This window comes from Streptomyces carpinensis (genome assembly GCF_002154505.1).
Taxonomy (GTDB): Bacteria; Actinomycetota; Actinomycetes; order Streptomycetales; family Streptomycetaceae; genus Streptomyces; species Streptomyces carpinensis.
In genome coordinates this window covers 1-12,123 of record NZ_MUBM01000162.1, presented here as the reverse complement: position 1 = coordinate 12,123, position 12,123 = coordinate 1, and the positions used below count along the sequence as shown (strand labels likewise).

General features: G+C 71.7%; 9 protein-coding genes. 4 read left to right on the top strand and 5 right to left on the bottom strand.

What is annotated here, in order from left to right; all coding sequences use genetic code 11:
- Window positions 1–172: 172 nt before the first annotated feature.
- Window positions 173–1,129, top strand: a complete 957-nt coding sequence (locus BZY54_RS21575; RefSeq protein ID WP_244217271.1) for an FAD-dependent oxidoreductase — start codon at window positions 173–175, stop codon at window positions 1,127–1,129.
- Window positions 1,130–1,346: 217 nt separating this feature from the next.
- Complete coding sequence (locus BZY54_RS21570; protein ID WP_086726894.1) at window positions 1,347–2,840, top strand: M1 family metallopeptidase; 1,494 nt, start codon at window positions 1,347–1,349, stop codon at window positions 2,838–2,840.
- Between the two features lie 48 nt (window positions 2,841–2,888).
- On the opposite strand, the gene BZY54_RS21565 is transcribed toward BZY54_RS21570, so the two are convergent.
- Together BZY54_RS21565 and BZY54_RS21560 are read right to left on the bottom strand one after the other, a co-directional pair.
- Entirely contained in the window at window positions 2,889–3,368 is a 480-nt protein-coding gene (locus BZY54_RS21565; protein WP_086726892.1) for a macro domain-containing protein, read from the bottom strand.
- A gap of 42 nt (window positions 3,369–3,410) precedes the next feature.
- Window positions 3,411–4,877, bottom strand: a complete 1,467-nt coding sequence (locus tag BZY54_RS21560) for an amino acid permease (RefSeq protein ID WP_086726890.1) — start codon at window positions 4,875–4,877, stop codon at window positions 3,411–3,413.
- Between the two features lie 233 nt (window positions 4,878–5,110).
- On the opposite strand from BZY54_RS21560, the gene BZY54_RS21555 reads away from it, so the two are divergent.
- On the top strand, window positions 5,111–5,866 hold the full coding sequence (locus BZY54_RS21555) for a MerR family transcriptional regulator (protein WP_167414037.1): 756 nt from the start codon (window positions 5,111–5,113) through the stop codon (window positions 5,864–5,866).
- Window positions 5,867–5,881: 15 nt separating this feature from the next.
- Here BZY54_RS21555 and BZY54_RS21550 read toward each other — a convergent pair whose 3' ends face one another.
- From BZY54_RS21550 to BZY54_RS21540, 3 genes are all read right to left on the bottom strand, one after another.
- Window positions 5,882–8,077 (bottom strand): 3-hydroxyacyl-CoA dehydrogenase NAD-binding domain-containing protein, encoded by a 2,196-nt coding sequence (locus BZY54_RS21550; RefSeq protein WP_086726888.1) that lies wholly within the window; start codon window positions 8,075–8,077, stop codon window positions 5,882–5,884.
- 48 nt (window positions 8,078–8,125) lie between these two features.
- Window positions 8,126–9,340, bottom strand: a complete 1,215-nt coding sequence (locus BZY54_RS21545; protein ID WP_086726886.1) for an acetyl-CoA C-acetyltransferase — start codon at window positions 9,338–9,340, stop codon at window positions 8,126–8,128.
- 182 nt (window positions 9,341–9,522) lie between these two features.
- Window positions 9,523–10,662, bottom strand: a complete 1,140-nt coding sequence (locus BZY54_RS21540; RefSeq protein ID WP_086726884.1) for a CaiB/BaiF CoA transferase family protein — start codon at window positions 10,660–10,662, stop codon at window positions 9,523–9,525.
- 246 nt (window positions 10,663–10,908) lie between these two features.
- Between BZY54_RS21540 and BZY54_RS21535 the strand changes: the two genes are divergently transcribed.
- Window positions 10,909–12,087 (top strand): saccharopine dehydrogenase family protein, encoded by a 1,179-nt coding sequence (locus BZY54_RS21535; protein WP_086726883.1) that lies wholly within the window; start codon window positions 10,909–10,911, stop codon window positions 12,085–12,087.
- The last annotated feature ends 36 nt before the right edge of the window (window positions 12,088–12,123 follow it).

Genomic DNA, 12,123 nt, shown 5'->3' with positions numbered 1-12,123 from the left:
AGATCGCCGATCCTAGCGGGCGCACCGGGCGGTGCCCGGCCCGTCAGCGGCTGCACCGGTGCGCGGCCCAAGTCGTCCGGAGCCGGACGAACGGGGAGCCGTACGCCGGTCTCTGGTACCGGGCCGGGGGCCGATGTGGGCACCGCACGACACGTTCCGCTACGGTCGCGGCGTGGACGGTGAACTGAGTGACGATGTCGTGGTGGTCGGCGGTGGGGTCATAGGGCTGACCACGGCGATCGTGCTGGCCGAGGGCGGCCGGCGGGTGCGGGTGTGGACGAGGGAACCGGCCGAGCGGACCACCTCGGCGGTCGCCGGCGGGCTGTGGTGGCCCTACCGGATCGAGCCGGAGGCGCAAGTCGGCCACTGGGCGCTGCAGTCGCTGGCCGTGTACGAGGACCTGGCCGCCCGCCCGGACGAGACGGGTGTGCGGTTGGTCGAGGGGGTGCACGGCGAGACCCGGCTGGACGCGCTCGGGCCGTGGGCCGCGCGGGTGCCCGGACTGCGCACGGCTCGTGCCGGGGAGTACGCGGGGACGGCGCTGTGGGCACGGCTGCCACTGATCGACATGTCGACTCATCTTCCGTGGCTGCGGGAGCGGCTGCTGACGGCGGGCGGGGTGGTCGAGGAGCGCACGGTGACGGACCTCGCCGCGGTCGACGCCCCGGTGGTCGTGAACTGCACCGGTCTGGGCGCCCGCGACCTGGTACCGGATCCCGAGGTGCGTCCGGTGCGCGGGCAGCTCGTCGTCGTGGAGAACCCGGGGATCACGACGTGGCTGACCTCCGTCGACCAGACCTCGGCGTCCTCCACCTACTTCCTTCCGCAGCCGGGCGGGCTGCTGCTCGGCGGTACGGCCGAGGAGGACGACTGGTCCCTGACGCCCGACCCCGCGGTGGCCGAGCGGATCGTGGAACGGTGCGCGGCCCTGCGGCCGGAGATCACCGGGGCGCGGGTGCTGGAGCACCGGGTGGGACTGCGTCCGGCCCGGCCCGCAGTGCGGCTGGAGCGCGCGGAGCTGCCGGACGGGCGGGTGCTCGTGCACAACTACGGGCACGGCGGGGCCGGGGTCACCGTTGCGTGGGGATGCGCGCGTGAGGCGGCCGGGCTGGCGTACCCGGCCGCCTGAACCCGTCCTGCACTCGTCACGGCGCGGTCCGCGGAAGACGGGAGCCGACGTCTCGCCGGGTCGGCCGTGGCCGGGGCACGCCCTGGGAGTGCCGAGGGACTTCGCTCATGGCGGCCGGATGGCGATCGTGTGACAGCAGTGGCCATGGACATGTCTAGGGGCACAGGTACTCAATAGGCTCCGAACAGCCTTCGTACCCCTACGACTTGGAGCTGACGTGCACCGCAGATTGATCGCGCCGGGCGCACTGGCCGCGGCCTCCCTGTTGCTGGCGATCCCGGCATCGGCCGCGAGCTACTCCCCCGGTGCCCCGGGCATCGGCGACCCCTATTACCCGTACTACGGCAACGGCGGCTACGACGTCTCCCACTACGACCTGAGGCTGAAGTACCAGCCCGCCACGGACGAGCTGGAGGGTACGGCGACGATCTCGGCGCGGACCACCCAGGACCTGTCCAGCTTCGACCTGGACTTCCTGCTGGACGTGAGCGAGGTGCGGGTCAACGGGGCGAAGGCCGCGTTCACCACCTCGGGGCAGCACGAGCTGGTGATCACGCCAAGGGCACCGCTGGCCAAGGGCACGCCGATCACGGTGGTGGTCCGCTACAGCGGCGTGCCGTCCACGAAGAGCGCGTACGGCTTCACCACCTGGCACCGCACCCCGGACGGCGCGGTCGCGGCGGACGAGCCCGAGTCCGCCTGGTGGTGGTTCCCGAGCAACGACCACCCCAGCGACAAGGCCACCTACGACGTGTCGGTGGCGGTCCCGGACGGCACGCAGGCGATCTCCAACGGCACGTTGCAGTCGACCGACTCGAAGCTGGGCTGGACCCGTTTCAACTGGCGCCAGAACAAGCCGCAGGCGACGTATCTGGCCACGCTCGCGCTCGGCCGGTTCGACATCACCACCGGCAGGTCGGAGGGCGGTGTCCCGGTCGTCAACGCCTACAGCAAGGACCTCGGCGACAACGACGGCGCGGCGCGGGCGAGCGTGGAGCGCACCGGGGAGATCGTCGACTGGCTGAGCGGCTATTTCGGGCCGTATCCGTTCAGCTCGGCGGGAGGCTACGTCCCGAACACGACGACCGGGTACGCCCTGGAGACGCAGACCCGCGTGTACTACAGCCCGAAGCAGTTCGCGAACGGCTCCAACACCTCCGTGGTCGTGCACGAGCTGGCGCACCAGTGGTACGGCGACAGCGTGTCGCTCAAGGGCTGGAAGGACATCTGGATCAACGAGGGCTTCGCGCGCTACGCGCAGTGGGTCTGGTCCGAGCACGAGGGCGAGGGCACGACGCAGGAACTGGCGGACTACGTCTACGCCTCGCACCCGGCCGACGACGCCTTCTGGACGGTGAAGCCGGGTGACCCGGGCCCGGACGACCAGTTCGCCGCGGCGGTCTACGACCGGGGCGCCGTCGCCATCCAGGCGCTGCGCAACGAGATCGGCGACAAGGCGTTCTTCGCCGTCCTGAAGGGCTGGCCGCGGCAGCACGCCTACGGCAACGCCTCCGTGGCCGACTTCCAGAAGTACGCCGAACAGGTCTCGGGCAGGCCGCTGGCCGCGCTCTTCGACACCTGGCTGTTCCAGCCGGTGAAGCCGGCCGCTCCCGCGGCACGGGCCGCGTCCTTCGCCGGCACGCCGGCGAGCAAGGCGCAGCCGCGGTCGTGGAAGAAGATCGAGGCGACGAACGACGTGCACGACAGGTGAGTGACGGCCGGACCGCTCCCCGGCGCACCGCGCCCCGGACGGTCCGGCTCACCCCCCGTGGTCGTACACCGAGACCGCGATCCCCCGTTTCACCAGCCGCTCCACGACCAGCGGCTCCACCCGCTCCCATCTGCCACCGGCGAGCCCGCAGCCTATGCGGGGCATGTGCACGGAGGCGCTGAGCTCGATCGCCCGGTCGGCGAGCCGGGCCAGTGCCGTGTCGATCGCGTCGTATCGCACGGGCACGCCCTTGCCGCCCCTGCTGACACCGCGCTGGCCGATCATGTTGGCCACCCACACGTACCGGTCGACCGGGACGAGCTGGACGGCGCCCAGCGCGAAGTCGTTCCTCGCACGGTCGCGGTGCCAACTGCGGTAGGCGGCCTCGGGCTCGGCCCAGCGCCTGGAGAGCGCGAGGACGAACCCCTTGCCCCAGCCCCCGATGTCGTTGCAGACGTGGGCGATCACCTTGACGCCCCTGGCCGACGGCGCGGTGGCGTCACCCCGGATGTATGTGATCCCCGACATGACGCCACCGTACGGGCTGCCACTGACAGTGGCGTTGAGCTGCTACTTCGTGAGCCGGGACAGCTCCCGGTCGGTCTCCTGGGCGACGCGGCGGCGCACGCCGAACCAGCCGCCGACCAGAAGGACCGCGATCAGGGGGATCAGGAGCAGGGTCTTGCGGCCCACCTCCGGGTCGTTCCACATCAGGCCCAGACAGGCCAGGAGGAAGGCGATCGTGGCGATCTCGGTGACCGGGCTGGCCGGGAGGCGGAAGTGCGGCCGGGTGACCAGGCCCGCCTTGGCGCGGCGGACGAAGATCAGGTGGCAGATCATGATGATCACCCAGGTGCTGACGATGCCGAGGGAGGCCACGTTCAGCACGATCTCGAAGGCCTGGCTCGGCATGAGGTAGTTCAGGCCGACGCCGAGCACGCAGACCGCGCAGGTCAGCAGGATGCCGCCGTAGGGGACCTGGGTGCGGCTCATCACCCGGGTGAACTTCGGCGCGGAGCCCGCCACGGCCATGGAGCGCAGGATGCGGCCGGTGGAGTACAGGCCGGAGTTCAGCGACGACATGGCGGCCGTGAGGACCACGAGGTTCATGACGTCACCCGCCGCCGGGACACCGATCTTCGACAGGACCGTGACGAAGGGGCTCTCGTCGGCCGAGTAGACCGAGCCGGGCAGCAGCAGGGCGAGCAGAACGACCGAGCCGACGTAGAACAGGCCCACACGCCACATGATCGAGTTCACCGCGCGCGGGACGACCTTCTCCGGCTGGGCGGTCTCGCCCGCGGCCACACCGACCAGCTCGAGGGCGGCGTAGGCGAAGATCACGCCCTGCATGACGAGGATCACCGGCATCGTGCCGTGCGGCAGGATGCCGCCGTGGTCGGTGATCACGCTCAGGCCCGGCGTGTGCCCGTCCACCTGGTGCTGCGTGGCCAGCAGGAAGATGCCGACCAGCATGAAGGCGACCAGGGTGGCCACCTTGACGATCGCGAACCAGAACTCCATCTCGCCGAAGATCTTCACCGAGATCAGGTTCACGGTGAGGACCACGGCGAGGGCGATCAGCGCCAGCACCCACTGCGGGATCGGCGTGAACAGGCTCCAGTAGTGCGTGTAGAGGGCGATCGCGGTGATGTCCGCGATGCCGGTCGTCGACCAGTTCAGGAAGTACATCCAGCCGGCGACGTAGGCGCCCTTCTCACCGAGGAACTCGCGTGCGTACGACACGAAGGACCCGGAGGAGGGCCGGTACAGGACCAGCTCGCCCAGGGCCCGGACGACGAAGAAAGCGAAGACGCCGCAGACCAGGTAGGCCAGCGCCAGCGCGGGGCCCGCGGTGTGCAGGCGGCCACCGGCGCCCAGGAAGAGGCCGGTGCCGATCGCCCCGCCGATGGCGATCATGTTGACGTGGCGGTGCTTGAGGTCCTTGCTGTATCCGGCGTCGCCCGCATCGGCGGGCATCCCGGTCGCCTGGGGGTGTTCGGCGACCTGTGCCGCGTGCGCGGAGTCCTTGCTCACGGGTGGTTCCACTCTCTGGTGCCCCGGGCGGTTGTGCGCCCGGTTGTCCGTACAAGTTGCGGCCCGCACCACCCATGACGCGGTACAGACCAGTGGAGCAGTTTTCCAGAGAGGTCACTTCGCATGCGATGGCACATGTCACAGAGCGGAACTTCTCACACGACCTGCGCAGATCGGTCACCGGCTTTCCCACCGGCTTTCACACCATTGGTGCGACAGCAATACTGATGTACATGACGACGACCGACGCCGACGAGCCGGCCCTCACGATCGACGAGCTGGCCGCACGGGCCGGCGTCACCGTGCGCACGGTCCGCTTCTACAGCAGCCGTGGCCTGCTGCCGCCGCCCGTGATCGGTCCGCGCCGGGTGGGCCACTACGGCGGGGACCATCTCGCACGCCTGGCGCTGATCGAGGAGATGCAGCACCAGGGCATGACGCTCGCCGCGATCGAGCGCCATCTGCGGCAGCTCCCGCCGGACCTCAGCCCGCACGACCTGGCCGTGCACCGCGCGGTCGTCGCCTCCTGGGCGCCGGAGAGCCTGGAGACGGTCTCCCGGCGGGAGCTCGGGCGGCGGGCCGGCCGGCCGCTGACCGACGAGGACGTGGAGCGGCTGGCGGCGATGGACGTGGTCGCGCGGGCGGGGGAGGACGCCTTCCGCGTCGACTCGGGACTGCTGCGGCTCGGGGTGGAAATGCTCGACGTCCCGCTGTCGCAGGAGACCGTCCTCGCCGCGCGCACCACGCTGATCGAGCACGCGCGCGCCGCCGCCCACGAGCTGTCGGGCCTGCTGCGCGACGCGGTCGCCGAGCGCGACACCCGGGACGTGAAGTCCCTGTCGGCCCATATGCACCCGTTGGTGGTGCAGGCCCTGCTGACCACCTTCCAGCGGTCGCTGAGGGAGGAGCTGCGGGAGTGGGTCGACACCGCTCGGGCGGAGGACGGAGCCCCTGGAGACCGGGCCCCGGGGGACGCGCCCTCCGCCTGAGCGACGCGCCGTCCTTCAGCGCGCGTCCGTGAAGGTCTCCCCCTTCTCTGCCTTCTCCACCAGCAGGGCGGGCGGGGTGAAGCGCTCGCCGTAGAGCTCGGCGAGCTCCCTCGCGCGGGCCACGAAGCCGGGCAGCCCCGTCCCTCCCCCGGCGCCGCCGTCGTAGCCGTTGATGTACTGCAGGACGCCGCCGGTCCAGCCGGGGAAGCCGATGCCGAAGATCGAGCCGATGTTGGCGTCGGCGACGGAGGTCAGGACGCCCTCTTCCAGGAGCTTGACCGTGTCGAGCGCCTCGGAGAAGAGCATGCGCTCCTGCATGTCCCGGAACGGGATCCGGTACCCCGGCTTGGTGAAGTGCTCCCGCAGGCCCGGCCACAGCCCTGCCCGCCTGCCGTCCTCCCCATACTCGTAGAAGCCCGCGCCGCCGCTGCGGCCGGTACGGCCGAACTCGTCCACCATCCGGTCGACGACCGCCTCCGCCGGGTGGGCGGGCCAGGTGCCGCCGGCCTCCTCGACGGCTCGCTTGGACTCGTTGCGGATCTTGCGGGGCAGGGTGAGCGTCAGCTCGTCCATCAGGGACAGCACCTTGGCCGGGTAGCCCGCCTGGGCCGCCGCCTGCTCGACCGACGCGGGCTCGATGCCCTCGCCGACCATCGCCACGCCCTCGTTGATGAAGTGGCCGATCACCCGGGAGGTGAAGAACCCGCGCGAGTCGTTGACGACGATCGGGGTCTTCTTGATCTGCCGGACCAGGTCGAAGGCGCGGGCCAGCGCCTCGTCGCCGGTGCGCTCGCCCCTGATGATCTCGACCAGCGGCATCTTGTCGACGGGCGAGAAGAAGTGCAGCCCGATGAAGTCGGCCTGGCGCTCCACGCCCTCGGCGAGTGCGGTGATGGGCAGGGTGGAGGTGTTGGAGCACAGCAGCGCGTCGGGCGCGACGACATGCTCGATCTCCTGGAACACCTTGTGCTTGAGGGCGGGGTCCTCGAAGACGGCCTCGATCACCGCGTCGCAGCCGGCGAGGTCGGCGGCCTCGGCGGTGGGCGTGATGCGGGCGAGCAGCGCGTCCGCCTTCTCCTGGGTGGTACGGCCCCTGGCGACGGCCTTGGCGCACAGCTTCTCCGAATAGCCCTTGCCCCGGACGGCGGCCTCCAGGGAGACGTCCTTCAGGACGACCTCCATACCGCCGTGGGCGCACGCGTAGGCGATGCCCGCGCCCATCATGCCGGCGCCGAGGACGGCGACCTTGCGGACCTGGCGGGGCTCGACGCCCTGGGGGCGGTTCGCGCCGGAGTTGACGGCCTGGAGGTCGAAGAAGAACGCCTGGATCATGTTCTTCGAGATCTGCCCGGCGGCGAGCTCCACGAAGTAGCGGGCCTCGATGACCTGGGCGGTCTCGAAGTCGACCTGGGCGCCTTCGACGGCGGCGGCGAGGATGTTGCGCGGCGCCGGGTAGGGGGCGCCGTTCGTCTGCTTGCGCAGATTGGCCGGGAAGGCGGGCAGGTTGGCGGCGAACTTGGGGTTGGCCGGAGTGCCGCCCGGGATGCGGTAGCCGGGCCGGTCCCAGGGCTGCTGCGACTCGGGGTTGGCGTCGATGAAGGCGCGGGCCTTGGCCAGCAGGTCCTCCGGCGACTCGGCCACCTCGTGGACGAGACCGTTCTCCTGGGCGCGCCGGGCGTTGTACTGGGTGCCCTGGAGGAGCACCTTCAGCAGGGCGTCGGTGATGCCGAGCAGCCGCACCGTACGGACCACTCCGCCGCCGCCGGGGAGCAGGCCCAGGGTCACCTCGGGGCAGCCGATCTTCGTGCCGGGGGTGTCGAGGGCGACGCGGTGGTGGCAGGCGAGGGCGAGCTCGTAGCCGCCGCCGAGGGCGGCGCCGTTGATGGCGGCGACGACCGGCTTGCCCAGGGTCTCGATGCGGCGCAGGTTCCGCTTGATGGCGAGGCCGCCGTCGAAGAGGTCCTGCGCGGTCTCGGGCGTGACCCGGATCAGGTCGCGCAGGTCGCCGCCGGCGAAGAAGGTCTTCTTCGCGGAGGTGAGGATGATGCCGCGGATGGAGTCCTTCTCCGCCTCCAGCCGGTCGGTGACGGCGGCGAGGGAGTCGCGGAACGCCTGGTTCATGGTGTTCGCGGACTGGTCGGGATCGTCGAGGACGAGGGTGACGACGCCGGTGTCGTCCTGTTCCCAGCGGATGGTGGTGCTCTCGGTCATGTCGGGGTCTCCGTTGAAGTCTGAGGTCTGCTGGCGCCGCTGGGTGGGTCAGACGCGCTCGACGACGGTGGCGATGCCCATGCCGCCGCCCACGCAGAGCGTGGCGAGGCCGTAGCGCTTGTCCTGGCGTTCGAGTTCGTCGACGAGGGTGCCGAGGATCATCGCGCCGGTGGCGCCCAGCGGGTGGCCCAGCGCGATGGCGCCGCCGTTGACGTTGACCTTGTCCAGGGACAGGCCCATGTCCTTCACGAAGCGCAGCACGACCGCCGCGAAGGCCTCGTTGATCTCGACGAGGTCGATGTCGTCGATGGTCAGGCCGGCCTTGGCGAGCGCCTTGCGGGTGGCGGGGGCGGGCCCGGTGAGCATGATGGTGGGCTCGGAGCCGGAGACGGCGGCGGAGACGATCCGCGCGCGAGGGGTGAGGCCGTAGCGCTCGCCGACCTCCTTGGAGCCGATGGCGGCGAGTGAGGCGCCGTCCACGATGCCGGAGGAGTTGCCCGCGTGGTGGACGTGGTCGATCTTCTCGACCCAGTGGTACTTCTGCAGGGCGACGGCGTCGAAGCCGCCCAGGTCGCCGATGTCCGCGAACGACGGCTTCAGCTTGGCGAGGGAGTCGGCGGTGGTGCCGGGGCGCAGGTGCTCGTCGTGGTCGAGGACGACGAGGCCGCTGCGGTCCTTGACGGGGACGACGGAGCGGTCGAAGCGGCCCTCCTTCCAGGCGGTGGCCGCGCGCTCCTGGGACAGGGCGGCGTACTCGTCGACGTCGCGCCGGGTGAATCCCTCGATGGTGGCGATCAGGTCGGCGCCGATGCCCTGCGGCACGAAGTTGACGGCGAGGTTGGTCATCGGGTCGTTGAACCAGGCGCCGCCGTCGGAGGCCATCGGCACCCGGGACATCGACTCGACGCCGCCTGCGAGGACCAGGTCCTCCCAGCCGGAACGCACCTTGGCGGCGGCCAGGTTGACGGCCTCCAGGCCCGAGGCGCAGAAGCGGTTCTCCTGCACCCCGGCCACCGTGTCCGGCAGCCCGGCGGCGACGGCGGCGATGCGCGCGATGTCGGAGCCCTGATCGCCGACCGGGCCGACGACGCCGAGCACGATGTCGTCGACGGCGGCCGGGTCCAGGCCGGGGAAGCGGTCGCGGATCTCGTGGATGAGACCGACGACCAGGTCGATGGGCTTCGTGCCGTGCAGGGAGCCGTTGGCCTTGCCGCGCCCGCGCGGGGTGCGGATCGCGTCGTACACGTACGCTTCGGTGCTCACTGACAAGCCTTTCAACGAGGTTTTCGGGGCGGTGAGGTCTTGGGGGCGTCCGTACCGGAGTGCCGTTCCGGGGACGTCCGGTCCCGGGGGCGCTCGGTCCTGGAGGGCGTCATGTCCGGGGGGCGTCTGTTCCGGGGCCTTCCGTGGATCCTCCCGGCGGATGCGTCAGAGCCGTATGTCCATCAGGCACCGTCCTCCACGAAGGCGGGCAGGTTCCAGTCGTGGGCCACGTCCGCCGTGTCGGCGCCCGGCCGGGCGGGTCCGGTGCGAACGGCGGTGGGGGTGGCGGAGAAGCGGGGTGCGGGGGCCGGCTGGGTGAGGCCGTCGTGGTCGGTGAAGGTGCCACGGGCGGCGAGGTGTGGGTGGTGCGGGGCCTCCCGCAGCGACAGCACGGGTGCCACGCACGCGTCGGAGCCCTCGAAGAGCGCGGTCCACGCCTTCCGGGTGCGCGATCTGAAGCGCGCGGCGACGGCCTTGCGCAGTTCCTCCCAGCGGGTGATGTCCGCGTGCGCCCCGGCGAGGTCCGGCAGGCCGAGGACGCGGAGGAACTCGTCGTAGAACCGCTGTTCCAGCGCCCCGACCGCCATGTACTCGCCGTCGGAGGTCTCGTACGTGCCGTAGTACGGGCAGCCGCCGTCCAGGAGGTTGGATCCGCGGCCGTCCAGCCAGGCACCGGCGGCGAGCATGCCGTGGATCATCGCGGAGAGGTGGGCGGCGCCGTCGACGATGGCGGCGTCCACGACCTGGCCGGTTCCGGTGGCGCGGGCGTGGTGCAGGGCGGCGAGGACGCCGACGACGAGGTACAGGGAGCCGCCCGCGTAGTCGCCGAGGAGGTTGGCGGGAACGGCCGGGGGCCGGTCCGCCTCACCGATCATGCCGAGGGTGCCGGTGACGGCGATGTAGGCGATGTCGTGTCCCGCGCGTGGGGCGAGCGGGCCGTCCTGGCCCCAGCCGGTCATCCGACCGTAGACGAGCCGGGGGTTGCGGGCGTGGCAGTCCGCGGGGCCGACGCCGAGGCGTTCGGCGACGCCGGGACGGTAGCCCTCGACGAGGACGTCCGCGCGGGCGGCGAGGTCGAGGACGCGGGCGGGGCCGTCCGGCGCCTTGAGGTCGACGACCACGGAGCGCTTGTTGCGGTTGGTGATGTCGTGGGCGGGGTCGATCCCTAGTCCGGCGCCGCCGGGGCGGTCCACCCGGACCACGTCGGCCCCCAGGTCGGCCAGGAGCATCGCGGCGAACGGTCCGGGGCCGATGCCGGCCAGTTCGACGACGCGCACGCCCGTCAGCGGGCCGTGCCGCCCTGGTGCCTGTGCCGTTGTCATCGAGCCCCCTTGCCGCGACCACCGTGACACAACTGATGTCACACCGACGATGCTAAGAACGCGTTCCACCGCGCACAAGCCCTGAACGAGCAAGCGCTTAGCCAAGTCACCTCCGAGTGTGGCACCCCACGCGGCGGTGGCCGTACCGCTCGCCACCCCTCGCCGTCGGGGCCCGCCGTCCTTCACGCTAGCCTCGGCCACCGACAGCGGCGCGGGCTGTGGGCTGCGGGAGCGACGAGGGGTGTCATGAGCAGGCTGAAGAGGACCGGGCGTCCGTACGACATCGTGCTGTTCGGAGCCACGGGCTTCGTGGGGACCCTCACCGCGGAGTACCTCGCCGCCCACGCCCCCGAGGGGTTGCGCTGGGCGATCGCCGGCCGCAGCGAGCGGCGGCTTCGGGAACTGCGCGAACGGCTGCCCGGCGGTGCGTCCGTCGGAGTGCTGCGGGCGGACGTGGCCGACCCGGCCTCCCTGAGGGAACTGGCCCGGCAGGCGCGCGTGGTGGCCACCACCGTGGGTCCCTATGTGACCTACGGGAAGGAACTGGTCGCCGCCTGCGCGGACAGCGGCACGGACTACCTGGACCTGACCGGCGAGCCCGAGTTCGTCGACCTGGTGTACGTCCGGCACGACACCCGCGCGCGGGAGACCGGATCGCGGCTGGTGCACGCGTGCGGGTTCGACTCGGTACCGCACGACCTCGGCGTGTACTTCACCGTGCAGCAGCTGCCGGAGGGCGTGCCGCTCGCGGTGGACGGGTTCGTCCGGGCGGACGCGGCCTTCTCGGGCGGGACGTTCGCCTCGGCGCTCAACCAGTTCGCGCGTCCGCTGCGGATGCGGGCCGCGGCGCGGGACCGCGCGCGGCACGAGCCGCGGCTGATGGGGCGGCGGGCGTCCGCGCCGGTGGGCGCGCCGCGGTTCGCCGGGGAGATCGGCGCGTGGGCGCTGCCGCTGCCGACCATCGATCCGCAGATCGTGGTGCGGTCCGCGCGGGCGCTGGACCGTTACGGCCCGGACTTCCGCTACCGGCACTACGCGGCCGTACGGCACCTGCCGGTCGCGGTGGGCGGGGTCGCCGCCGTGGGCACGCTCGCGGCGGCGGCGCAACTTCCGCCCGCCCGCCGCTGGTTGTCCGGCCGGCTCAGGCCCGGGGAGGGTCCGAGCGCCGAGAAGCGGGCGCGCAGCTGGTTCTCCCTGCGCTTCGTGGGCGAGGGCGGTGGCAGGCGGGTGTTCACCGAGGTCGCGGGCGGCGATCCCGGGTACGACGAGACGGCGAAGATGTTCGCCGAGGCGGCGCTGTGCCTCGCCTTCGACGACCTGCCGCACACGGCCGGCCAGGTGACGACGGCCGCGGCCATGGGCAACACGCTCATCGACCGCCTGCGCGCGGCCGGGATCACCTTCCGCACGGCGGCGAGCCTTTAGCACGCCGAGAGCGCCGCGGCCTCGGCTACAAGGCCG